This window comes from Vibrio sp. TBV020, from assembly GCF_046056895.1.
GTDB lineage: Bacteria > Pseudomonadota > Gammaproteobacteria > Enterobacterales > Vibrionaceae > Vibrio.
In genome coordinates this window covers 2,341,429-2,366,567 of record NZ_JBEEAQ010000003.1, presented here as the reverse complement: position 1 = coordinate 2,366,567, position 25,139 = coordinate 2,341,429, and the positions used below count along the sequence as shown (strand labels likewise).

Below are 25,139 nucleotides of genomic sequence, written 5' to 3'. Positions count from 1 at the left end.
AAAAAAGGGCCGACGCAATACGCCAGCCCTCCATTACTTATTCTTCGCTACTTATTTATTCTTAACGAACTGAGCAATTACTACCACACCAAGAGCAATTAAGTTACCGGCAAAGATAACGACAAGCCATTGAGGCATTGATAGAGACAAGAATTGCCAAACTACCTTAGCGCAATCACCGTATGCTTCGAACATCCAAGGCGCCCACTTATTTAAAGGTGCCCAATCGGGGAACGTGACAAATAAGTCACAGGTTGCGAATGGTGAAGGGTTAAACTGGTAGTCAACATGCTGCATTGACAGAGCAAGGCCTTTGTATGCGCTTGCTCCCCAAGCTGCAAGGCCTAACCAGCGTACTATAGGGTTATTTGGAGCAATAAGTCCAATGAGTGCAGCTCCGCCAACGCCTAGCATAGCAACACGCTCATAAATACACATAACACACGGTGACAGCATCATCACGTGCTGAAAGAAAAGTGCACAAGCTTCAAAGAAAACGACGAACAGTAGGAGCAATAGCCAAGAAAGTCGTCCTTGAGAAAATGTTTTGATTGCAGAAAGAATATTCACACAAATGTCCCGAAATAATAAAAAAGCTCTGAGTTATCAGAGCTTTTTATCTTGGAAAAGTTTCAGTATCAACTAATAAATTTAGTTTTTATTGAATTAATGTCCGCTAGACACCGCTTGAACCGCATCACCAACGTGAGCTGAAATCCAACCTGCTTCGTAGAACCATGCTGTCATTGGCTCAACAAAGAACACGATACCTGCTAGACCAACTGTAGCTAATACAACTGTGTATGGCAGCGCCATGATAACCATGCGGCCGTAAGATAGTCGGATTAACGGAGCGAGCGCAGACGTTAGCAAGAATAGGAACGCTGCTTGACCGTTTGGTGTTGCAACTGAAGGTAGGTTCGTACCTGTGTTGATTGCAACAGCAAGCAAGTCGAACTGGTCACGAGTAATGACACCCTCAACAAGAGCCGTTTTAACTTCATTGATGTAAACAGTACCGACGAATACGTTATCCGATACCATTGATAGAACACCGTTAGCGACGTAGAACAAGGCTAGTTGCGTGCCTTTGTCTTCCACGTGCAATACAGCATCGATAACTGGCTTAAATAGTTGTTGGTCGATGATTACCGCTACAACTGCGAAGAATACCGCAAGTAGAGCGGTGAATGGCAGCGCCTCTTCAAACGCTTTACCCATGGAGTGCTCTTCAATCACACCAGTAAATGCCGTTGCAAGAATAATAACTGACAAGCCGATTAGACCAACAGCTGCTAAGTGAAGTGCAAGGCCGACAATTAGCCAAACTGCGATGATACCTTGTACCCAAAGCTTAGCGATGTCTTGCTTAGTGCGGCTTTTACGCTCTTCGCGATCAAAATCGACTAGGATTTGACGAACGTTTTCAGGTAAGCGAGCACCGTAACCGAATACTTTTAGCTTTTCGACAATTACACATGTCATCAAACCACATACGAATACTGGTGCTGTTACAGGCAGCATACGGATGATGAACTCACCAAATTGCCAACCTGCTTGGTCAGCAATGATTAAGTTTTGCGGTTCACCAACCATCGTCATTACACCACCTAGTGCCGTACCTACACCTGCGTGCATAAGCAGAGAACGTAAGAACGCGCGGTAGTTTTCTAAGTCATCACGAGTTAGCTCAGATAGGTGGTCATCTTGAGTGTGGTCGTGTGATGAATGCGGCCCTTGGCCTGAAGCTACTTTGTGGTAAATAGCATAGAAGCCAACCGCAACGCTGATAACAACGGCAATAACCGTTAGAGCGTCAAGGAAAGCTGAAAGGAATGCAGCAGCGAAACAGAATGCTAGTGACAGCATGCTTTTCGAGCGAATACCAAGCAATATCTTAGTGAAAATGAATAGAAGCAACTGCTTCATAAAGTAGATGCCAGCAACCATGAAGACTAATAGTAATAGAACTTCGATGTTAGCGACGAGTTCATGTTTTACTTGGTCGGCACTGGTCATGCCTATCGCAATGGCCTCAATGGCGAGTAAGCCGCCTGGTTGAAGAGGGTAACATTTTAGCGCCATAGCAAGAGTAAAAATAAACTCAGCAACAAGCAGCCAGCCTGCAACAAAAGGATCAACTAAGAAGAAGACAAAAGGGTTGATAATTAGGAAAGATATGATGGCAACTTTATACCAATCTGGAGCTTTACCAAGAAAGTTCTTAATAAATGCATTTCCGAGTGACATCGGCATGATCTAGATACTCTTAATGTTGTTATGAATAGACACTGTGTGCGCTTGAATTCATTAACCGGAAATTGTGTAATTCCTAGCTCCTGCCCATTGGCTAGCTAGCAGGAAATGAACCCGATTCAACAGTGACTTAGAAAAACAACATTGCGTTTACGATCATGTGGTCTTGCCAAGTCACTCCCTGAGAAAGACAAGCACTCCTTACTTTGGCCGCCACTCTACTCTTCAACAGAATTTAGTCAACGATAAACTGATTGTTGTGATTTTATTAAGTGACTTTTGTTGAAAAACGCGATCAAAGTGGCGTAAACATAGCATAAGAGTTGTGAAAAACAACGGTTAATGTAGGCCTAGCTTTGAAACGTTAGAATAAGAAAGAATATGTAATTATATTGCATGAAAATGGCAGTTTAATTTTGCAAATTTACAAACTTACCTTTTGCGTATAACCCTAAAGGGGGTGGGGTGTGTCGCGTGTTTACATTTTGTTAAAGTTTGAAATGAAGCTGTTTCACCCTCCATATTTGGTCAATAAAATTGATGCCAAATTAGAGCTCTAACTCTAATGGTGTTTGGTGCCATGTTTCTTGTGTGGCGGTTTCCGATATGTGAAAACTAGTGGTATGATGAGTTAATTAGACCCGAAAAATAGAAGACTGGATAAATATAAATGGTCATTAAGGCAAAGAGCCCAGCAGGATTTGCAGAAAAATACATTATCGAGAGTATTTGGAAAGGCAGATTCCCACCTGGTTCAATCTTACCAGCAGAACGTGAGCTCTCTGAACTAATTGGCGTAACTCGCACAACTTTACGAGAAGTATTACAGCGTCTAGCCCGTGATGGTTGGCTGACTATCCAACATGGTAAACCAACTCGCGTAAACCAGTTTATGGAAACATCAGGTCTGCATATCTTAGACACATTGATGACCTTAGATGCGGACAACGCGACGTCAATCGTAGAAGATTTACTTGCAGCACGTACTAACATCAGCCCAATCTTTATGCGCTATGCATTTAAAGCGAATAAAGAAAGTTCTGAGAAGACCATCACCAATGTTATTTCCTCATGTGAAGCGCTAGTTGCCGCGGATTCTTGGGATGTGTTTATGGAGTCTTCTCCTTACGCTGAGAAAATTCGTCAACATGTGAAAGATGATGGTGAAAAAGATGAGCTTAAGCGTCAAGCTACCCTGATTGCTAAGACGTTTAACTTTTACGACTACATGTTATTCCAACGCCTTGCGTTCCATTCTGGAAACCAAATCTACGGTCTGATCTTTAATGGTCTTAAAAAGCTGTACGATCGTGTAGGTAGTTACTATTTCTCAAACCCAGAAGCTCGTGAGCTAGCACTTCAGTTTTACCGCGATTTGCTCGAAGTATGTGAAACGGGTAATCGTGATGCGATTCTTATCGTGGTACGTAACTATGGCTTGCAGAGTGCAACAATCTGGAACCAGATGAAGACGACACTGCCAACCAACTTCACTGAAGACGACAGCTAATCATCTTGTTCAAATAAAAAAACCGCCTAAACGGCGGTTTTTTTATGTCTAAACTAAATGGTTTTAACTAACAGTCAGCCAGTTCGTCTTCTCGGCCGCCTGCTTCATTAAACCAGTTCGCTAGGTGCGTTCTTAGATCTTTAAGTTCGTCAGGCCCAATCAAAGCAAGCCCAAGGTCTTCTGCGCGGGTGATATCGTTATGACGAAGCGGACGGAAGCTAACCAGCATAGCACGCGCTTGCAGGCCTCCTAACAGGTCACGCAGCGACTCTAACTTGTAGAGTGTGTCATCACCATCATCACGCATTCCTTTGGTTTTACATTCAATGATGTGAAGCTTGTTGTTAACAACAGAAGCGACATCGAGCTCGTTGCGTACTTCTCTATCTCCCAGTTGGCGATAAACTTGAACATTGAGCGAGCGGTCTTGAATTGTCGGCATTTGCTGTTGGATCTGACGCACCGTGCTGTGTACTAAAGTCTCTAGCCATTCACCATTAGAAAAACGTCTTGCGTCTTCGTTAGCAAAGGTAAGAATGCCATTGTCATAGGTAGCGATGTCCGCTTCGACCAAATCAGTAAGAAGCGTGTTTAGCTCGCGATAGCCTTGTTGCTTCTCAGACAGCTCGACATCCAACTTCTGTTCTTTACGGCACGTTGTGGCAAGGTAGTTAAGTGTCGCAAGCCCTGGACCAAGCTCAAGGGCGTTACTCGCCCAACGTTCACCAAGTTCATAAAGCTTCTGGTCGAGCTGAGGTGGCAATTCATGTTCGTTAAACTCGCCACGAGCCCCAAATACCGTAAGGTAATCGTCAATGGTGATACGATCTTCAACTTGTGAGTCTTCTTTACCATCAGGGTAGAGCCAGCATAAACGGTCGCTATTAGGCTCTACGACGAAAATTGGCCAATGGTAAGTGCGAAATACTTCGTAAACAGACAACAGTCGATGACGCAATCCACAGCTTGCGTTTAGTTTTACATCTTCACCGCGAGCGGTCAGGTCTTCTGCAAGTGTGATAATGGCTTGCTTAATCTTGGAAGTATTTGCCACATTGGGAATTTGAAAAAACTCCGATGTGATATTTCTTTTGCTTAATACGCTGTGGAGGCGAAGATACATATCTTCCTGAGATGCCACTCCAATGAATACGATATGATCGCTTATAGTGCGATTGTCGAGTAGCGGGGTAACTAGGCGTATCGGGTCTTGGTCTATAATGCCAACATGAACGGCCATAACAATTCCTCATGATTGGCTTGCAAAAAGAGTCGAAAAAAATGGGCAAGCCTATAAACCATATAATGACACGGGTTATAAAAAACAAGGGCGACTATAGAAAATAGTCGCCCAAACTCAATTAATTACCGTTTTCTGACGTTCATAGCTTAAATCGATGCACTAACTCGCCTTGTTGATTTGCTAGAGATGACAGATTTGAACTGGTTTGAGCAATCTCAGCCATTGCCTGATAACTTGCATCAGCGATTAGGTTTATCTCTTCAATATTCCGAGCAATGTCATTGGTCGTTTCACTCTGTTCAGCGGCGGCTTGAGAGATATGTCCACTCATCTGACTGATCTCCATAATCAGACCTTGAATCTCTTCCATCGCACTATTGGCACTTGAGGCCTGAGTAACGGAAAGTTCCATATCATCTTTACAACTTTGAATGACTTTATTCGCTGATGCAGAACTACTTTGCAGGTTACTGATCATATTTTCGATTTCAGAGGTTGATTCAGTGGTACGTTGTGCGAGGACACGTACCTCATCCGCAACAACGGCAAATCCTCGGCCTTGTTCACCAGCGCGTGCGGCTTCGATCGCTGCGTTTAGTGCTAGTAGGTTAGTCTGCTCAGCAATGTTGCGAATAACATCTAAGATACTGCCAATTTGGCTGCTCATCGCTTGCAGGTCTTTAACGGCATCAACAGACTGATTCAGGCGAGTTTCAAGTTGGTTGATGGTAGAGATATTCGTTCCCATAATTTGGCGTCCAGATTCTGATGCGATCTCGACTTGCTCAACCATTTGTTGTGAGCTTTGCGCACTTTGGGCTACTTCTTGGACTGAATGAGCCATCTCGGTCATAGCCGTTGCAACATTTGCAGTTTGTTCACGTTGTTGGCTCAATTGCGATTGCGCATTTGATGAGGTCGATTGGTTTGTCGACGCGGTATGCGTGAGGTTATCTGAAGCGTCGTTTAGTTCGACCAATATTCCGTGTAAGTTGTCCGCAAGAGAGTTGATATGATGGCTAACTCGACTGAATTCGTTGTTGTAACGTATATCGATACGTTGGGTCATATCTCCTTCAGTCAAAGACTCTAGGGTGCGAAGAATGCGAGTTAATGGCTCGCGCACGCTGTGTGCAATATGGTAACCAATCGCAAGTGCCATTAAGATTACGACAGCACCTATCGAGACAGAACGCACAACTCCTTGTTCATAGACTTCTCCTGCCTCAATAAGAGACAAACTTAAACCTTGTTCTGCCACTTCACTAAATGAAGCGAGTAGAGCGCTGGTTGCATCCACTTGTTCTGTAAGGTTGGCGATATTGGCATACAGCGCGTCTTTGGCTTGTAGATAGTTACTATGCTGATCAAGCACGCCACCTTTTTTGCCGACATCGGTTGTGAACTGCTGGACTGATTCATCAAACGCTTTTTTTATCTCAGGCATTTGTGTCGTTAAGCCACGATACGCGTAGTTGAGGTGAGTAACGGCTTTTTTGTTTTTAGCAACAGCCTCAGCAACAAAATTGGTATCACTACTTGCAAGCGCATCAGAGGTAATCATTTCCGCATCTTTTAGCTTAATGAAGTAGCTCTTTGCCATAACTTTAACTGAGATACTGCTTTGGTCGTCCACATATTCTTTCATGCCTAGGCTCAGCTCGGAATGAAGGCGTTGGAATTGACGCGTCGACTTCTGTACTTGTGCTTGAGCTTCGAACATTGCACGGTAGTTACCCATCGCTTGGATCGCTTCACTGAAGTAATTCACTTCCATCTCTTTCAACTGAGCGATTGAATCCGTCAATTCAGGTTGGTTGGCACTGACTTGTTCTAGTTGGGTCAATTGTTGGTTATAGGCGAGCTGCATTTGCTCGAATTGGCTAGACAGCTGATCCATACGTTCGAAGCTTTGCGTGGTCAAAAAATCTTTGAACAGCTTATCTGCTGATAGTAGCGCTACACTGGTGTGGTTTGATTGTGATACCAATGGTAATGAAGTATTAGAAACACCTTCAAAGTTCTGGTGAATCTGTTGCATTCCTCGCATCATCATCAAGGTGGTGATGATGAACATTATTATGATCAATGCAAAGCCAGCGTACATACGCTTTATCACTGAGCCCTTCATGGATCTCTCCCTAACTTATAATTTCTTAGAAAATTAACAAAAAGAGGCTCATTGTATTGATAACGAGACACGCATTTTATGACGCACAATACAAAATTAGCTTGGTGTTCATGACCGGATGCTGTTTAAAACAAATGAACACTGTTTTTTATTGTGATTTTGCGAAGCTTGGCGCATACTCGAATGAAATCAATCAATAAAACCGTATCGATGGAGCGCTTCATGGCTGAAGAAACCATTTTCAGTAAAATCATTCGTAAAGAAATCCCAGCAGATGTTGTTTATCAAGATGACCTAGTCACTGCATTTAGAGACATCAACCCTCGTGCTCCAAGTCACATTTTGATCATCCCAAATAAGCTAATCCCAACGGTCAATGACATTGAAGAGCAAGACGAGCTTGTTATGGGTCGTATGTTTACTGTTGCGCGCAAGTTAGCGAAAGATGAAGGTATCGATGAAGATGGTTACCGCCTGATCGTCAACTGCAATTCGCACGGTGGTCAAGAGGTTTACCATATCCACATGCACCTAGTTGGCGGCCGCCCGTTAGGTCCAATGCTAATGAGCTAAGCTATGGTTAAGGCAGTATCGAACGAATTGAAGGGTATGTTGTCTTAACCAATCATAAATGTTGAGCATAGTTGTTCTGACTATGCTCTAGCGAAAACTATGGAGTACGAAGTGCACAAACACATTCGACTCGCACTCGTCATAGGCAGCACGTTAGTACTTTCTGCATGTGCCAACCTATCCGCCGGTAATCTGTTTAGCCATTACAGTGCTCAAAATAACGAACTGCACCAAAAGGTGAGAAGTGGCGATTATCAGCAAGCGGAGTCATTACTGCCTGAAGAAGTTGCTGGCGATATTCTTGATAATTTTGAGAAAGGCCGAGTGTATTTGCTTAATCAGCAGTACGTTGAAAGTAAATCTGCGTTTGAAGACGGTGATCGAGCAGTTAGAACCCAGCAAGATCAAGCGACAGTGTCTCTTTCTGAAAGTGCGATGAGCTTGGGGGCATTGGCCGTCAACGACAACTTGAAGACTTATCAGCCAGCAGACTACGAACTTGGTTTTCTTCATCTCTATCTGGGGCTCAATTATCTACAAGACAATGACTTGGAAGGTGCCTTGATTGAAATGCGTCGTGCTAACCAAGTGCAAGAGCAAGCTCGTAAAGATAGAGAGAAAGAGCTTGAGTCAGCCCAAAATCAGATGGAGCAGCAGGGTTTAACGCCAAATCTAGGCAGCGTCTTGTCAAATTACCCGGATGCGGGCCAAAAATTGCAAGCTGTTCAAAATGGCTACTTGCTCTATCTTTCAGCGCTTTTGTATGAAGCAGACCGAGATCTAAATAGTGCTTACGTTGATTACCGAAGAGCGTTAGCGGTAATGCCTGAAAACCAACAAGTTATCGATGGCACCAAACGTGTAGCGAAGCGCTTAGGCATGCGAGAAGACCTAGATAAACTTGAGAAGCGATACGGTAAAGCAAGCTATTTAACACAAGATAAAAGCCGCGTAATTGTCATTGATGAGCGTGGCGTTGTTGAAGCGCTGCAGGGGTGGAAGCAAGCTTTACCTCTATATGACAGTCGTGGAAACGGTGCTTGGTACAGTATTTCGTTGCCATATTACCCAGAGAAGCGTGTGCAGACCTTTAGTCCACTCACGCTTAATAGTCGTACACTTAACTCTGATATGTTGAGTGATGTAAACCTGATGGCACAGCAGGATTTATCTGAGCGGATGCCAAATATTATTATCAGGCAGGCATTACGAGTTTGGGCAAAAGACAGGTTAAGGAAAGAAGCTGCACAGGGTGATGATGTTGGTAATCTAATTTTTAATGTCTGGAATACATTAACTGAACAGCCGGACACAAGAAGCTGGTTAACATTACCAGGAGAGATCTACAGTGCGAGCGCAGTTGTTCAGCCCGGAGAGCAAAGCATAATGATCAATGGTCAGCCTTATACGTTCAATGTTGAATCAGGGCAAACCGCATTAGTCTGGCTTTCTCGCCAAGGAAACAATGCCATAATTTGGCATAAACAGTTAGGAAACATACGATGAAAAAATGGCTTATTTCGCTGATGACAGCACTGGCGCTATTAGGTTGTGCCGATAACACTGCTGGATTGCGTATTGATGGCGCATCCCAAACTGTCATTTTTGGTGACAACGTTCTGGCAGGGCGTTTGAAGATTGAAGATATTGCTACGAGCGAAGTTGATGGTCGAGCTCGTGGCGTTGTAAGACTCGTAAGTCAATACAGCGGTGACCAATATGTACAGTACCGTTTTTATTGGTATGACGATCAGGGTTTGGAAGTAAATACTAAGCTAAGCCCATGGAAACAAGCGATTGTTCGAGGTACTGAAGAAATCGCACTATCGGAAGTATCTATCAACCCGAATGGCACGCAGTTCCGTGTTCAGATTCGTCAACTAGATAACTAATTAAGAAGTAATAAAGGAAAATTTAAGGAACCAACAATGAAAAAAAGTGTAATCGCATTACTTGGTTTGGCTGTTGTACTGGGTGGTTGTTCGAACCAAGTGAGCTACGGGGATGCTCAAGCTGTTGAAACTACAACAATCGATTTTGGTTCAACTGACTTACAGAAAATCGCTGGTGAAATGGTTGATAGCATGATGATGTCAGGCTCAGTGGCTGCAATCACTCGTGATTCACGACCAATTGTTTTCGTAGAGCGTATCAAGAACAAAACTAGCGAACATATTGATACAGAATCGATCACAGATAGTATCAGCACAAAAATGCTGAACTCTGGTAAGTTCCGTTTTGTCGACATGGACCGCGTGGAATCAGTACGTGACCAACTTAACTTCCAAAACAATGATGAGCTAGTGAACCAAAGCACTGCTATTCAGTTTGGTAAGATGGTAGGTGCTGAATACATGTTGTACGGCAACCTATCAAGCATCGCTAAAAACGCCGGTAGTGACAAAGATGTTTACTACAAGATGACGATGCGTCTAATGGACCTAGAAACAGGTCTTATTGAATGGGCAGATGAAACTGAGATCCGTAAACAAGAGTCTAAGAGTTTCTTAGGTCTTTAATTTGAGAGGGAAGGAGTGAACTATGGCGAGAATGTCTTGGAGTGAAGCTTGTCACCTTGACCGTTCATTATTGTCGCTAGAACACTTTTTCTCTATTCCCCCAGACTATGCTCAAACACTGACTGGGGGACTCACAAACCGTTGCTGGAAGGTCGTCACGACTGATGGCAAATCGTATGTGTGGCGTCCTGTCACACATATTACCAAAGCCTTTTCAATCTCACGTTTTCAAGAATATCAAATCCTATCTGCGATAGAGGCAAGCCATCTCTCTCCATCGCCTATCCATATCAATGAACAAGGGCTTCTTGTTGATTGGATTGAAGGCATCTCTTTAACCGATGAGTTGAGTTTTGATTCTCTGCTCAAAACCATGATCAAAATCCACGACCTAGATACCCAACGTGTTCCAGTGGCTCCTTTTAACTATACCGCTCGAGTTGACCACTATTGGATGTTGTTGTCTGATGAGCACAAAGTTGAACCATACGCTTCAATCTACAATCGATGGCGGACTGCTCCAAACTTAGCGGATGTAGGCCTCTCTCTTTGTCACTTTGATCTTGCTGGTTACAACATGGTCAAAACAGAGCAGGGGAATAAGGTTATCGACTGGGAATATGCAGCTTTGGCGGACCCGAGATTAGATTTAACCTTAAGTATCGATGTCATGGATGAAAAACCATTGGAAGCCGTTTACCGATACTGTCAGCTACGTGAAATAGAAGGGGTTGATGATTGGGTAGAAGGTGTGATGGCGTGGAAACCAAGGGCAACCATGATGGCAATGTTATGGTATTTGCTGGCTTATCAGCTTTGGGGTGATGAACAATATTTAACCCAAGCGAAAAAGCTCCAAGAAGCATTTTGTAGCTAAGATCACTGTTTGATGCATCGGGGCGGCTTATCTCTAGCCTGTTGCTTTTAAACCTTATTTTTCATGGTAGATTAAGCTCACAAGGATCGGGGGATTATACGATGATTATTTATTTACACGGTTTTGATTCAACAAGCCCAGGCAATCACGAAAAAATACTTCAGTTGCAATTCATTGATGATGATGTGCGATTTGTAAACTACAGCACACTTCACCCAAAGCACGACATGCAGCATTTACTTAAAGAAGTACATAAAGTGATTGAGCAATCAGACGACAAAGAGCCGATCATCTGTGGTGTTGGACTTGGTGGTTTCTGGTCTGAGAGAATTGGTTTTTTATGCGGCATTAAGCAAGTTATCTTCAATCCTAATTTGCATCCGGCGCGTAACATGGAAGGTCGTATCGATCGCCCTGAAGAGTACGAAGATATCGCAACGAAATGTGTGTCTGAATTCCGAACCAAAAATAAAGGGCGTTGCTTAGTGATCCTCTCTAAAGAAGATGAGATTCACAACAACAGTAATACAGCGGCTGAACTAGAAGACTACTACGATATTATTTGGGACGAGACACAAACTCACAAGTTCAAGAAAATCTCCCAACACCTGCAAACGATGAAAGCGTTCAAAAACGCATAAAGTCTTCTTAGCTTACCAAGGTTACTTAAAAGCGATGTTATTTATTAACGTCGCTTTTTTATTGTTCAATCCAGTGAAATTCCTTACAAGTTTAGGTGAGATTAGCGCAATCTTTAGTTGCTAAGCGTATTTAGCCCTATATAATGACTTTACTATAAATTTTTTGATAAATATCAAAAAAAATTGAGAGTGAGTGAAAAGCTTACCCATTGTTAACTAATCATGTTGCAGATTAGTTCTTAGCCATAAGGCATTGTTATCCAATAAGCGTGTCGTATATCGAACCACACCTCTACTAGTCATCGATTCCAATTAGGAAGCTGACTGAATAAAAAGATCAGAATTTTATCGATGTGGTTAAAAGCCATGTCGAAACACATTTATTAACTTTTTTGAGGAATGTAGCTGTGACACGAATTATCGTAGTAGGCGGCGGTGCAGGCGGCCTTGAGCTTGTGACTAAGCTAGGTCGTACACTAGGCCGTAAAGGTCGTGCGAAAGTAACACTGGTTGACCGCAAGGCGAGCCACTTATGGAAGCCACTTTTGCACGAAGTAGCAACGGGTTCTCTTGATGAAGGTGTTGATGCACTGAGCTACCGTGCTCATGCAAAAAATCACCACTTTGACTTCCAAATGGGTAGCCTTGAAGACATTGACCGTGAACGCAAAGTGATTAAGTTGCGTGAGCTGAAAGATGACAACGGCGAGCTACTAATGCCTAGTCGTGAGCTAGAGTACGATATTCTTGTTATGTCTATTGGTTCAACATCAAACGACTTCAACACTCCTGGTGTTCGTGACAACTGTATTTTCCTAGACAGTCCTGAGCAGGCGCACCGTTTCCGTACTGAAATGAACAACGAGTTCCTAAAACTGCATGCGAAAAATGGTAATGGTACTGTTGATATCGCGATCGTTGGTGCTGGTGCAACGGGTGTTGAGCTGTCAGCTGAGCTGCACAATGCAGTGAAAGAGCTACGTACGTACGGTTTTGGTGACTTAGACTCAAGCAAGCTGAATGTAAACCTTGTTGAAGCAGGTGAGCGCATTCTTCCTGCTCTACCTCCACGTATTTCGAGTGCAGCACACCAAGAGCTAACCAAGTTAGGTGTGAACGTTCGTACAGCGACTATGGTAACCAAAGCTGAAAAAGATGGCCTAGTGACCAAAGATGGCGACAAGATTGATGCGCAAATCATGGTATGGGCAGCAGGTATCAAAGCGCCAGACTTCATCAAAGATATTGCTGGTCTTGAAACTAACCGCATTAATCAGCTTGTTGTGAAAGAGACACTACAAACGACTCGTGATGATAATATCTTCGTTATCGGTGATTTAGCTCAATGTACCCAAGCAGATGGTTCATTTGTTCCACCACGTGCACAAGCGGCGCACCAGATGGCAAGTTGTGCATTTTCGAATATTGTCGCTAAGCTGAATGGCCGCGACATGAAGCCTTACGTGTACAAAGACAAGGGCTCTCTAGTTTCTCTTAGCCGTTTCTCTACCGTAGGTAGCCTGATGGGTAACCTAACTAAAGGTTCAATGATGGTTGAAGGCCGTATTGCGCGTGTTGTATACATTTCACTATACCGCCTCCACCAAATGGCGTTGCACGGTATGTTTAAGACTGGCCTAATCATTTTGATGGGACGCATTAACCGTGTGCTTCGCCCGAATCTGAAGCTTCACTAATCAGTGCGAAAACCCATAACGAAAAAGAGCGCTTAGGCGCTCTTTTTTAGTTTGGAGTAATGGAATAGACAAGCCCTTCTTTTGGCTTACCATCAAAGATGAAACGGTTCGCAGCCCGGGATTCAAATATTCCATTGCATCGCTCAATGAGTTTCTGGCTGGGAATGTTGTTAGGGTCGCATACGATCTCAATGCGAGTGAGCTTTAGCATATCGAAACAAAATTCGGCTAATGCTGTAACTGCTTTACTTCCGTACCCCTGGCCTTGGAACTCATCAGCAACCCAGTAGCCAATACTTGCCATATTAAAGGTGTGGTAGATTTCATTGATCGCAACCATACCTACTAATCTGTCGGAGTGACGGCAAAAAACGCCAAACCCATATGCTTGCGCTTTGACCCAATTGAGCCGCGTCGCAAGGATAAATCTTTCTGCATCGTCGGTTGAAAAATCAGGTTGGCACCAGTCTACCCATTTATGAAGGCTAGGAGAGTGAGCGACACACTTGCGCAGAGATTCTGCTTCTTCAACCTCGATCAAGCGAAGGGTAAGGTCTGCTGTGATGATCTGATAATCTGGCGTCATAAAAATAGAGCCCTCAATTGAGGGCCCAACCGTTATTGGTTAACTCGACGCACTTGGATGATCATACCGAGTAATGGATGATCCAAGTAGTGCGTTTCTGTGCTGCGCATGCGGCGTTTTTGGTCGATTCGATAGCTCTTAAGGAACTCTTCTTTGTGGACTATCGGTGTAACATCTTCCATTAGACCCACTTGTACTACTTGTTCTTGGTCTACCGCTTCCTGATCAAGATCTTGTGCCTTATTCTCTTCAAGAACCACTTCACGTACGCTTGGTGCTTTAAGGTCAAGCTCCACATCAGCGTATAGGTAGTGCTCTACGTAGATCTGAAGTTTACCATCGAGTTGGTAAAGAGGCTTAGGAATGCTTTCTTCAGTGATGCCTTCAAGCACTTGGTCTTCTGTGTTGCTGCCAACCATTGAACCATCTTGATTAAAGCGATTTGAGAAGTCTTTACCTGCTTCGATATGGAAAGTCGGCGCACCAAATCGGCCTTGGTCTCCTTGTCGCCAAGCTTTGTGCATCAATACTTCAAAGCCAGCATGGCGTTTTAACTTATCGACTTCGCCGGTTAGCTCATAAGCTGAATAAGGCAGCATTTGCACGCCTTTCTTTGAGCGATAGCTCGCATCAGAGAAAGAGCCCGCACGCTCTAAGTTGATCTTAGGTAAGTCAGTTGGCCATGACTCTGCGGTTTGTTCTGCGTCGACGGCACGCTTAAAAATGATCACTTCAATATCGAATTGGCGCTGTGCCATAGAAGGCATGGCTACTAACATCAGCAACAGCGGGATCAGTTTTTTCATTACAACTCCATGAAGAGGCACTTAGTACCTCTATTTTAATATTTTGAACTATTAAGCTTTTGGTAATAGATTTTGCTGGAACTCGCCCAACATGTCATTAACAAATTGAATGCGTTTGCGTCTATCAACCAATGGTATCGTAAACTTGAACTTAGTTGGTCCATCCATTGCGAATTTTTGTGGTTGAGATTGCAATAGTTTAACCAAATACATTGGGTTAATGTCAGCATCTGGATAGAATTCGATAAAGCCACCTTTGTCGTGAGCTTCGATCTTTTTCACCTTCAGAGCGGCTGCTTCTATTTTTAGTTGAGCGACAGACAGTAGATTCTTCGCTGCATCAGGCAACAAACCAAATCGGTCGATAAGCTCAATTTTCAGCTCACCTAATTCTTGTTCACTAGTGACACTAGCGATCTGTTTATACATAGATAAACGAGTGTTAATGTCTGGAATATAGTCATCTGGCAATAGTGCTGGTATACGCATCTCTACTTCAGTTTGGTCACGAAGCAGTTCGTCCAAAGAGGGCTCTTTACCTTCTTTTAATGCTTCAACTGCTTGCTCAAGCATTTCCATATATAGGGTAAAGCCTACCGATTGAATTTGACCGCTTTGTTCATCACCAAGAAGCTCGCCCGCTCCACGGATTTCTAAGTCATGGGTCGCAAGAGTAAAGCCGGCTCCTAAGTCTTCAAGTGATGCAATCGCATCCAAACGTTTAATTGCATCCTTAGTCATCGCTTTTGGATGGGGAGTAAGCAAGTATGCGTAGGCTTGGTGATGAGAACGACCTACACGGCCACGTAACTGGTGCAACTGAGCTAAGCCAAGGTTGTCTGCACGATCCATAATAATGGTGTTCGCGGTCGGAACATCAATACCTGTTTCAATGATAGTGGTACACACTAATAGGTTGAAACGTTGATGGTAAAAATCATTCATGATGCGTTCGAGTTCACGCTCGCGCATCTGTCCGTGAGCGACGGTTACACGCGCCTCTGGGACCAGTTTTTCCAAATCAGCCGCTACTTTTTCGATGGTATCGACTTGGTTATGGAGGAAATAAACCTGACCACCACGCATTATTTCACGCAGTACGGCTTCTCGCACGACAGCATCATCACTTTGTCTCACAAAGGTTTTGATCGCTAATCGTCTTGCTGGTGGCGTAGCAATAATAGAGAGATCGCGCATGCCACTCATCGCCATGTTGAGTGTTCGAGGAATTGGCGTCGCAGTGAGCGTAAGAATATCAACGTCAGCACGCATGGCTTTCATTTTCTCTTTTTGGCGCACACCGAATCGATGTTCTTCGTCGACAATCAACAGACCGAGGTCTTTAAACTTAATATCGTTAGAAAGTAGTTTGTGTGTACCGACAACTAAATCTACTTTCCCGTCTTCGATATCTTGTAAAACCTGTTTTTGCTCTTTAGCCGTTTTAAAGCGAGACAGTACTTCAACACGAATAGGCAGGTTAGCGAAGCGATCACGGAAATTTTCAAAGTGTTGCTGGGCGAGTAGTGTCGTTGGTACTAGCACGGCAACTTGTTTGCCGTTGTCTGTGGCAACAAATGCCGCTCGCATCGCGACTTCAGTTTTACCAAAACCAACATCACCACAGACTAAACGGTCCATCGCTTTTGCTTGGCACATATCAGACATGACAGCGTTAATCGCCATAGACTGATCGTCTGTTTCTTCAAATGGGAAGCCGGCTTTAAATGTGGCGTATTGGCCTCTGTCTAACGCAAACTTGTACCCTGGTTTTAGCTCACGTTTGGCGTATACATCGAGCAGCTCAGCCGCGACATCACGAACTTTCTCAGCCGCTTTACGACGAGCTTTGGCCCAAGCTTCCCCGCCTAGCTTATGGATTGGAGCACTGTCTTCAGCACCACCTGAATAGCGACTGATTAGATTTAGTGAAGCAACAGGAACATAGAGCTTTGCTTCGTTTTGATACTCAAGGGTGACGTACTCAGTTGTCATTCCGCCAGCTTCGAGTGTTTGTAGGCCAATGTAGCGACCAATACCATGGTCGATATGGACAACAGGCTGACCTGGTTGAAGTTCGGCAAGGTTGCGAATAACTGCGTCACTGTTGGTCGCTTTTCTATCTTTACGACGACGCTGGATGACTCGGTCACCCAATAGATCGCTCTCACAGATAAGTGCGACGTTATCGCCGCCATAAATAAACCCGTGTTCAGCTGCGCCAAGAACTAGACTGAATTTGTTTGAGCTAGATACGGCTTGCTCAAAACAATCGAACTCTTCAGGGCGAAGTTTGATTCTTTGGAGCAGTTCTAGAAGTGCTTCACGACGACCTTCAGATTCGACGGAAAAGACAATTTTCCCAGTAAACGATTCACTAAATTGACGTAGTGCCGACATCGGTTCTTTGTTTTGGTGCTGAACCGCTAAGTCGGGTAATGGGGATAAATCTGGATTGCAACGACCTTGCTTTTCACTCACTGGCTCTACAAAGAGCTGAACTTGAGGAAGAGATTTAAATTGAGCAAACAGTTCGTCTTTTTTCAGCCATAGTTCTTCTGGAGGAAGTAACGGGCGCAAAGGATCGACTTTACGTTGATCATAACGATAGTCTACATCAGCCAAGAAGGTATCAATCGAATCTTCAAGGTTTCCAACCGCTAGAAGCTGGCTATTGTCCGGGATATAGTCGAAAAGCGTTTCTGTTTTCTCGAAAAATAGTGGTTGCCAGTACTCGATACCTGCTGGCCAAGTACCTTTCGATACTTGCATGTACACTGATTCCGGCTCGCGTCGTGCTTCAAAGCGTTGGCGCCAGCGAATACGAAAATCTTCAATCGCACTCTCTGACGTTGGGAATTCGTGAGCAGGAAGCAGACGGATTTCTTTAGTATCTTCGATAGAGCGCTGATTCTCAGGGTCAAAGGTTCGGATCGTATCAATTTCATCATCAAAGAAATCAATACGGAAAGGGTCTTTAGAGCCCATTGGGAATAGATCGAGTATCGAACCTCGACTCGCATATTCACCAGGTCCGAATACTTGGTCGACGTGTCGATAGCCGGACTTTTCAAGCTGTATACGCAGTTTCTCAAGGGAGAATAAATCGCCCACTTTGACCATTAGCGTATGTTGCATCAAGTACTCGCGAGGAGATTGGCGCTGTAGTAGTGTGCTTACCGGGACAATAGTAATTCCACTACTTTGTGTTGGCAGTTGATACAGACGTGAAATACGGTCAGAAATAATCTCTTGGTGCGGAGAAAAACTGTCATAAGGCAGCGTTTCCCAGTCTGGGAATAGCGACACTTCTTGAGTTGTAAATTGTTCAATTTCTTGTAACAGCTTTAATGCTGTTTGAGGGTCGGGTACTGCAAGTAATGTATGCGCGTTATGAGTCGCAGCAAGTTCGGAGATAGCGATAGCTAAACTTGCTCCTTGCAGATTACCGATTTGTTTTTTGTCTCCAGCACCGCTGGCACAGGCTAGATTAAATAAAGATGTGTTAGGCATAATATTCGATTATTTCTCGCGGTTAAGCGAACGCTGGCGAAGTAATTTTTGCTGCTGGAACAGAGCGGCTTTTATCAGCAGATCTTGGTCAAGATCTCTGAGCAGGTCATATTTGACTGTAATGAGCTGTTTCTCTTCTTTTTGCTCTATATTCGCAATGTGTCCATAGCAATATATGGCCGCCGCTGGGTGTTCTAAAAAAAGCTTTACGCGTACTTTGGCCCCTAGTTCTGCTGGAGCTGTGCTGTAATAACTAAACTGACTCGCACCAAAAGAGTGGCTTTGATGACGTAACGAGGCATCGTCTTGCTGTGACAGCATGAAGGTCAATAGAAGGTTGAGCTTTGAGTTTTGTGTATCAAGCAATTGAATAACATGTTTGAACTCGTTGTTTTTCAGTTCAGCTCGAGCACTATCGTTGAGCATGTCTAAGTTACTAAATTCACTGGCGACAAGAAAAGGCGCAGGGATTTCTGCTTCAAAGCTCTCAAAGCTAGGAAACTGTTCACCTTTAGCTAATGGCTCGACATTCACTGTCATGGCGTGGTTAACAGTGAAAAACTCTTGTTCTGACATGCTAGATTCCTTCTTAATATAGCTTTGATTATCGTTATACTTGACTAGGAATCAAGGTATCCCTTTGTTTATTACATAATTTAACGACTAATTGGCAATTAAACACTACACGCAAGGCCATTTAATCGGTAGAGTAACCTCATTAATTAGGTCTTCAGACTCTAACTTTGGTTCCTACTATGTTTCATCCAGTCTCTACCTTTATCGGATTGCGCTACTTAAGAGGGCGATCAGGTGATAGGTTTAGCCGTTTTGTCTCTTATATGTCGACAGCGGGCATCACGATCGGTGTGATGTCTTTGGTCACCGTTTTGTCGGTAATGAATGGCTTTGAAGCGCAGCTCAAGGGGCGAATTCTTGGTGTACTTCCTCAAGCCGTCGTTTCTCAATATGATGGTAAGACACAGCGTTTAGATGAGGCGCCTGAGTTTATTCGTCTACTCTCTGATTCTGCCTCCCCTGAACCGATTGTTCAAAGCGAAGCGGTATTACAAAGTGCCAGCCAACTTAGCGCTGGTCTTTTGATTGGTATTCAGCCATCTGAAAATGACCCAATAGAGCAACACCTCATTGCAGGCCGATTGGAAAACCTAAAAGCAGGCAAGTATCAAATCTTTATTGGTCATACACTCGCACGTTCATTGGATGTCTCTATTGGTGACAAGGTACGTCTTATGGTGACGAGTGCTAGCCAATTTACCCCACTAGGACGTATTCCAAGCCAGAGATTATTTACTGTTGCGGGGATCTATAACACTGGGTCAGATGTTGATGGGCAGCTAATGCTTACGCACATTGATGATGCGGGCAAACTGATGCGTTTGAAACCTGACACGATGACAGGTTGGCGACTTTTCTTTGATGACCCATTTGTTGTCGCGGATCTTAGTGAGCAATCTTTACCAGAAGGTTGGAATTGGCAAGATTGGCGCGATCAACGAGGAGAGCTGTTCCAAGCTGTTCGTATGGAAAAGAACATGATGGGTTTAATGTTAGGTCTCATCATCGGTGTTGCCGCGTTTAACATCATTTCTGCTTTGATCATGGTTGTAATGGAAAAACAATCAGAAGTGGCCATTTTAAAAACTCAAGGAATGAGCGACCGACAAGTATTGGCTATTTTCATGGTTCAAGGTGCAAGTAGCGGTGTGATTGGTGCGCTGATTGGCGGTGCTTTGGGCGTTATGCTCGCAAGTAACTTAAATTCTATTTTGGAATCTGCCGGTGTTGCACTTTTCTCTGTTGGTGGAGAGTTACCGGTATTAATTAATCCAATTCAAATTACGATTGTTGTGGTTATGGCGATTGCGCTGAGCCTAGTCGCAACGCTATTCCCGTCCTATCGCGCATCGTCCGTAAAACCAGCTGAGGCTTTGAGATATGAGTAACCTTCTACAGTGTCACAACGTTTGTAAAACGTATCGAGAGGGTGCTTTTGATACTCAAGTATTGAAAGGAGTGAGTTTCGATTTAAAGCGAGCTGAACTTGCATCAATCATCGGTAGTTCTGGTTCGGGTAAAAGTACTCTATTACACATACTAGGTGCATTAGACGAAGCGACGGAGGGGCACGTTACTTTTCTCGATCAAGACTTAGCTAAGTTGAGTTCAAATAAACAAGCTAAGCTTCGCAATCAACATTTAGGTTTTGTTTATCAGTTCCATCATCTTCTCTCTGACTTTAGTGCTATCGAAAACGTTGCGATGCCACTTCTGATTGGGGGAGCGAAAGTGTCTTCTGCAAAACAAGCGGCGAAAGCTCTGCTTGATAAGGTAGGTCTTAGCCATCGACTGGATCACCGCCCTTCGGAACTATCTGGTGGTGAGCGTCAGCGAGTCGCCATCGCGCGTGCGTTAGTGAATAACCCAGCATTGGTTTTGGCCGATGAGCCGACGGGCAACTTGGATCATAAAACGGCACTCGCTATTTATGACTTGATGCGCGAACTTAATCAAGAGTCGCAGACTGCGTTTCTTGTCGTCACGCACGATGGAGAATTAGCTGCGAAAATGGACCGACAGCTGCACATGCAAGACGGCTTACTATTAAATATTGAGGGGGTGTAAGTGTTCTCATCACTCTCTCAATTTATAGCGCGCCGTTTTAGCCGTGGAAAGCAACGAAACAAAATGGTGTCGTTTATTTCTATGTCTTCGACAATCGGTATCGCTGTTGGTGTCGCAGTAATCATTATTGGCTTATCTGCGATGAATGGCTTCGAACGTGAATTGAATAATCGTGTTTTGTCGGTGATTTCTCATGGTGAATTTGAAGGCGTAAGAGGGCCACTTATTGAGTGGCAACAAGTGATTACTCAAGCTGAAAAACATCCGAAGATAGAAGCAGCTGCACCTTTCGTAAAGTTAACGGCGTTGGCGGAAAAGGGAACACAACTCAAGGCGATAGAAGTAAGAGGAATTGACCCGAAACAAGAAGGTCGAGTTTCTAACTTGAGCGAGTTTATTGATCCTGCGGTCTGGGATTCCTTTAAGTCTGGTGAGCAACAGGCGATTCTTGGTAAGGGTGTTGCAGATTTATTGGGCGTAGAGAAAGGTGACTACCTGACGCTGATGATTCCGACGGGGGGAGCTACAACAAAGGTGCAAGCTCCAAAACGCGTTAGGGTGAAGGTGGCAGGACTGCTGACCCTTAATGGCCAAATTGATCATAACTTGGCACTCATCCCACTGGCCGATGCTCAGAACTACGCGAAGCTTGGACAAGGTGTCAGTGGTGTAGCGATCAAAGTAACTGACGTACTGGAAGCGACACAAATCGTGAGAGAAGCGGGCAATACGCTAAGCGTTTATGTCTATCTGCGTAGCTGGCAGCAGAAATATGGTTTTTTGTACCGTGATATTCAGTTGGTTCGAACCATCATGTACTTGGTGATGGTGTTGGTTATTGGCGTGGCGAGTTTCAATATTGTTTCGACGCTAATGATGGCAGTCAAAGATCGTGCGGCTGAAATTGCCATTCTGAGAACAATGGGGGCCAGTGATGGCCTCATAAAACGAATCTTCGTATGGCAAGGCGTATTCTCCGGTGCTTTTGGTAGCATAGTTGGTAGTGTTATTGGTGTTCTTGTCGCTCTTAACTTAACACCGATGATTTCAACGCTCGAAAATTTGATTGGACATAAGTTTTTATCCGGTGATATCTATTTTGTTGATTTCTTGCCGTCTCAAATTGAACCGATTGATGTGGCGGTAGTATCGATCACGGCGATCGTCCTTAGTTTGTTAGCCACTTGGTATCCAGCATCACGAGCAAGTAAACTCAATCCGGCAGCCGTATTAAGCTCCAAATAGATTACACTTATCAAAATGTACAAAAAAAGGACCCGTGGGTCCTTTTTTCGTTTCTGTCTTACAACGTTGTTTCATCACAGCGATGTTTCCGTTGGAGCGAAGCAAACCACGTTTTACTTCTTCAGTAGGCCTTTTATTCTGATTTGGCGTTTTTGCCAACTGCGAACTACTGAATAGCGCCAAAGTGCTTTTATGCCGAAGTAGCCAAGCATTGCTGACAACACACCACAGATTAAACAGCCCAATAGGAATGGAGGACCAATCGTGCTCATCTGGTGGAGAATGAATTCCCAAGAAAGCTCAAAGTGGAAGTGTTGCGGCGGTACATGCATAGCCCAAGCCCCAACTTTATATGCGAAATAAAAGAGTACCGGCATGGTCACTGGGTTACTGACCCAGACCAAAGCAACAGACAAAGGTAAGTTGACGCCACAGGCAATTGCGAGCCCGGCGGACATAATCATCTGGCTAGGCAGCGGAACAAAAGCCATGAACAGGCCAACGGCGAAAGCACCGGCAGCTGAGCGTCGATTTAGACACCACAAGTTTGGGTTATAAAGCACATTGCCAAAAATCTTTAGTGCCTTTTGACGCTTAATTACTTCGTGGTCAGGCATAAAGCGTTTGATAAATTTTCTTGGCATAAGGAAATATGACTCTCTACTTAAATTATTGGTCGCTGATTTCGTTTTCGTTATTGATCATCACAAGCCCATACTGGCCAATCATGCCTGATTGGCAATATCTTATCTTTCCTTTTGTTGTGATGGTGGTATCCATCAAGTATAGGAAAGCGAGATATTGTTTTGGGGCCGCTTTAGCGTGTGTCGTCATATTTGTGCATGGCAACTTACTTCAACACCAAACAAAAAAACTTTTTAAAGCAGGTCAGGATATTACCATAAACGCTGACGTTGACAGCCTTTTTAAACCAATAAAACGAGGCTTTCAAGGCAGAGTTATAGTTAGATCAATCAATGGCCACTCTTTGAACAGTTTCCTCCAGCCGAAAATCACTCTTAATGCACCTGTTTCTCTTCAGCTAGGTGACACCATCGTAGCCAAAGTATCAGTTAAATCCATCATTGGGTTGCTCAATGAAGTGGGGTTTGATGCAGAGAGCTATGCTGTATCGCAAGGCATAGTTGGCTTAGCTACAGTTAAGAAAAGTGTCAGCTTCTACGTTGTTAGTACGGGCTCTCTCAGAGAAAGTGCTTTAGATAGATTTAATCAATCGGCTCTAGCTCTTGCGAACAGAGATATAATTTTAGCGCTTCTATTTGGAGTGCGTGATGAATTGAAGCAGACACGATGGGAGCAGTTTCAGCAAAGTGGCTTAAGTCATCTAATTGCAATCTCAGGACTCCATATTGGTATTGCATTTGGAATCGGTTGGAGTCTCGGCCGGCTATTATTGCTGAGTCACTGGCAACTTCGGTTTGGCCCTGCTTTATGTGGAGTGGCTCTTGCGATGACTTACGCATGGCTTGCTGGGTTTTCTATCCCTACTCAGCGTGCAATGTTGATGTGCGTTGTATTAGTTCTGGGACAATGTGTTTCTGGCCAGCTTTCCTACCCTTATAAGTGGTTGTTAGTACTTTTCTTATTGCTAGCAGTTTCCCCTTTTTCTGCCTTAAGTAGCAGTCTTTGGCTATCTATGGTGGCTGTTGGGTTTGTGTTTCTCTTTCTTTCTGTATCTAAAAGATCGCAAACCGTTTGGCTGAAAGTAATTAAGCTACAACTGTTTCTCGTGCTGCTTATGCTTCCAATTACCGCGTTGCTGTTTCATGGAATAAGTCTTAGTGCAGTGTTTTACAACCTGATCTTTGTCCCTTGGTTCACTTTCATCGTGGTGCCGATGATCTTTATTGCTTTTGCTTGGGGATACTTAGGTGTAGGTAGCGAATTCTTGTGGGCGTTGACGGATCTAAGTCTAGCCCCGGTTATTTGGGCGATCGAACACGCTGGAACTGGGTGGGTGAACCTCTCCTACCAACAAGTTAAGTGGCTTGGTTTGATTATTTCGCTGGTTATTGCATATCGTTACTTAACTCGAAAAGGAATAGTGGCGGCAATAGTGATTTTCGCCGTTACCGAGATTCGTTGGCAACCAAAGCCTCTATGGGAACTCGTTACGTTAGATGTAGGGCATGGACTAGCGGTAGTTGTTAAACAAGGCTCGAATACACTCTTATATGATACTGGCGCTGCTTGGGATAGCGGGAGCATTGCTCAGCAGGTTATCTCTCCCTACTTGACGAAAGCAGGAGTATCTCACCTAGATTACTTGGTATTGAGCCATATGGATAACGACCATTCTGGAGGGTGGCAGTCATTAGCAACACGGTGGCGCCCCAAGCATATCTTAACCAGTCAAATCGATGTGGGGGATCGAGTTTGTGCGAAAGGGAAGTCTTTAAAGTGGGGAGATATCACCATAGATATTCTGTGGCCTCCAAAACAAGCCACTCGCGCCTACAACCCACACTCTTGCGTGATTGCGTTGACTCATCGAGAGACGGATCAACGAGTACTGCTAACGGGAGATGTAGAAGCCATTGCCGAATGGTTGTTAGTTAGGGAAAGAGATCAACTTAAGTCAGATGTATTGCTCGTCCCTCACCATGGCAGTAAAACATCTTCAACCCCGAAATTTGTTCAATTGGTAGACCCTTCGATTGCTATTGGTTCCACAGCTAAGGGAGGTCGTTGGAATTTACCTAAGTCAGAAGTGGTAGCGACTTATTTGGAACAAGGAGCTACTTGGGTAGATACAGGAAGTTCTGGGCAAATAACGGTGAAATTTTATTCAGACAGCGTCGAGCTGAATAAAATGCGCGATATCAAAGGGGGGAGTTGGTATAGGCATATGCTGCGTAAGGGAGTAGAATAGCGAGAA

21 protein-coding genes are annotated in these 25,139 nt (G+C 44.1%); 12 read left to right on the top strand and 9 right to left on the bottom strand.

The genetic code is table 11. The features are described 5' to 3' along the window. Positions 1–51: 51 nt before the first annotated feature. Together dsbB and nhaB are read right to left on the bottom strand one after the other, a co-directional pair. On the bottom strand, positions 52–570 hold the full coding sequence (gene dsbB / locus AAFX28_RS18735) for a disulfide bond formation protein DsbB (RefSeq protein ID WP_408689910.1): 519 nt from the start codon (positions 568–570) through the stop codon (positions 52–54). A 96-nt stretch (positions 571–666) separates the two neighbouring features. Then, the gene (gene nhaB / locus AAFX28_RS18730; protein WP_408689909.1) at positions 667–2,256 is read right to left on the bottom strand and encodes a Na(+)/H(+) antiporter NhaB; all 1,590 of its coding nucleotides are present in this window, start codon (positions 2,254–2,256) and stop codon (positions 667–669) included. Positions 2,257–2,926: 670 nt separating this feature from the next. Between nhaB and fadR the strand changes: the two genes are divergently transcribed. Next, complete coding sequence (gene fadR, locus AAFX28_RS18725) at positions 2,927–3,766, top strand: fatty acid metabolism transcriptional regulator FadR (RefSeq protein ID WP_408689908.1); 840 nt, start codon at positions 2,927–2,929, stop codon at positions 3,764–3,766. A 67-nt stretch (positions 3,767–3,833) separates the two neighbouring features. Here the strand turns inward: fadR and AAFX28_RS18720 are convergent, their stop codons facing one another. Both AAFX28_RS18720 and AAFX28_RS18715 read right to left on the bottom strand, forming a co-directional pair. Continuing rightward, entirely contained in the window at positions 3,834–5,006 is a 1,173-nt protein-coding gene (locus AAFX28_RS18720) for a DUF1887 family protein (RefSeq protein WP_408689907.1), read from the bottom strand. Between the two features lie 142 nt (positions 5,007–5,148). Next, a complete protein-coding gene (locus AAFX28_RS18715) occupies positions 5,149–7,140 on the bottom strand; it encodes a methyl-accepting chemotaxis protein (RefSeq protein ID WP_408689906.1) in 1,992 nt (663 codons plus the stop codon). A gap of 222 nt (positions 7,141–7,362) precedes the next feature. Between AAFX28_RS18715 and hinT the strand changes: the two genes are divergently transcribed. From hinT to AAFX28_RS18680, 7 genes are all read left to right on the top strand, one after another. Further along, positions 7,363–7,713: a purine nucleoside phosphoramidase gene (hinT, locus tag AAFX28_RS18710; protein ID WP_408690903.1), complete on the top strand. Its 351-nt coding sequence runs from the start codon at positions 7,363–7,365 to the stop codon at positions 7,711–7,713. Positions 7,714–7,824: 111 nt separating this feature from the next. Further along, positions 7,825–9,219, top strand: coding sequence for a COG3014 family protein (locus AAFX28_RS18705; protein WP_408689905.1), 1,395 nt, complete (start codon positions 7,825–7,827; stop codon positions 9,217–9,219). Further along, a complete protein-coding gene (locus AAFX28_RS18700) occupies positions 9,216–9,605 on the top strand; it encodes a YcfL family protein (protein ID WP_408689904.1) in 390 nt (129 codons plus the stop codon). The genes AAFX28_RS18705 and AAFX28_RS18700 overlap by 4 nt, the downstream gene beginning before the upstream one ends. A 36-nt stretch (positions 9,606–9,641) precedes the next feature. Further along, complete coding sequence (gene lpoB, locus AAFX28_RS18695; RefSeq protein ID WP_408689902.1) at positions 9,642–10,232, top strand: penicillin-binding protein activator LpoB; 591 nt, start codon at positions 9,642–9,644, stop codon at positions 10,230–10,232. A 22-nt stretch (positions 10,233–10,254) separates the two neighbouring features. Beyond that, a complete protein-coding gene (locus AAFX28_RS18690; protein ID WP_408689900.1) occupies positions 10,255–11,109 on the top strand; it encodes a phosphotransferase in 855 nt (284 codons plus the stop codon). Positions 11,110–11,210: 101 nt separating this feature from the next. Then, entirely contained in the window at positions 11,211–11,750 is a 540-nt protein-coding gene (gene ycfP / locus AAFX28_RS18685; protein WP_408689898.1) for an alpha/beta hydrolase YcfP, read from the top strand. Positions 11,751–12,157: 407 nt separating this feature from the next. Further along, positions 12,158–13,447 carry an NAD(P)/FAD-dependent oxidoreductase gene (locus AAFX28_RS18680; protein WP_408689896.1) on the top strand — a complete coding sequence of 430 codons (1,290 nt, stop codon included), beginning with the start codon at positions 12,158–12,160 and terminating at the stop codon, positions 13,445–13,447. A 46-nt stretch (positions 13,448–13,493) separates the two neighbouring features. Here AAFX28_RS18680 and AAFX28_RS18675 read toward each other — a convergent pair whose 3' ends face one another. Genes AAFX28_RS18675 through AAFX28_RS18660 form a run of 4 tightly spaced genes read right to left on the bottom strand, consistent with a single transcriptional unit; the run spans position 13,494 to position 18,928 of the window. Beyond that, entirely contained in the window at positions 13,494–14,033 is a 540-nt protein-coding gene (locus AAFX28_RS18675) for a GNAT family N-acetyltransferase (RefSeq protein WP_408689894.1), read from the bottom strand. 32 nt (positions 14,034–14,065) lie between these two features. Beyond that, positions 14,066–14,839: a peptidoglycan binding protein CsiV gene (locus AAFX28_RS18670; protein WP_408689893.1), complete on the bottom strand. Its 774-nt coding sequence runs from the start codon at positions 14,837–14,839 to the stop codon at positions 14,066–14,068. Positions 14,840–14,890: 51 nt separating this feature from the next. Continuing rightward, entirely contained in the window at positions 14,891–18,352 is a 3,462-nt protein-coding gene (gene mfd / locus AAFX28_RS18665; RefSeq protein WP_408689891.1) for a transcription-repair coupling factor, read from the bottom strand. Between the two features lie 9 nt (positions 18,353–18,361). Further along, the gene (locus AAFX28_RS18660; protein ID WP_408689889.1) at positions 18,362–18,928 is read right to left on the bottom strand and encodes a PilZ domain-containing protein; all 567 of its coding nucleotides are present in this window, start codon (positions 18,926–18,928) and stop codon (positions 18,362–18,364) included. 179 nt (positions 18,929–19,107) lie between these two features. On the opposite strand from AAFX28_RS18660, the gene lolC reads away from it, so the two are divergent. From lolC to lolE, 3 genes are read left to right on the top strand one after another with little or no spacing between them, the layout of a single operon-like run. Continuing rightward, entirely contained in the window at positions 19,108–20,316 is a 1,209-nt protein-coding gene (lolC, locus tag AAFX28_RS18655; RefSeq protein ID WP_408689888.1) for a lipoprotein-releasing ABC transporter permease subunit LolC, read from the top strand. Then, complete coding sequence (gene lolD, locus AAFX28_RS18650; RefSeq protein WP_408689887.1) at positions 20,309–20,995, top strand: lipoprotein-releasing ABC transporter ATP-binding protein LolD; 687 nt, start codon at positions 20,309–20,311, stop codon at positions 20,993–20,995. The genes lolC and lolD overlap by 8 nt, the downstream gene beginning before the upstream one ends. Further along, a complete protein-coding gene (gene lolE / locus AAFX28_RS18645; RefSeq protein WP_408689885.1) occupies positions 20,996–22,240 on the top strand; it encodes a lipoprotein-releasing ABC transporter permease subunit LolE in 1,245 nt (414 codons plus the stop codon). A gap of 113 nt (positions 22,241–22,353) precedes the next feature. Here lolE and AAFX28_RS18640 read toward each other — a convergent pair whose 3' ends face one another. After that, complete coding sequence (locus tag AAFX28_RS18640; protein ID WP_408689883.1) at positions 22,354–22,884, bottom strand: DUF2062 domain-containing protein; 531 nt, start codon at positions 22,882–22,884, stop codon at positions 22,354–22,356. Between the two features lie 8 nt (positions 22,885–22,892). Between AAFX28_RS18640 and AAFX28_RS18635 the strand changes: the two genes are divergently transcribed. Continuing rightward, entirely contained in the window at positions 22,893–25,133 is a 2,241-nt protein-coding gene (locus AAFX28_RS18635; RefSeq protein WP_408689881.1) for a DNA internalization-related competence protein ComEC/Rec2, read from the top strand. The last annotated feature ends 6 nt before the right edge of the window (positions 25,134–25,139 follow it).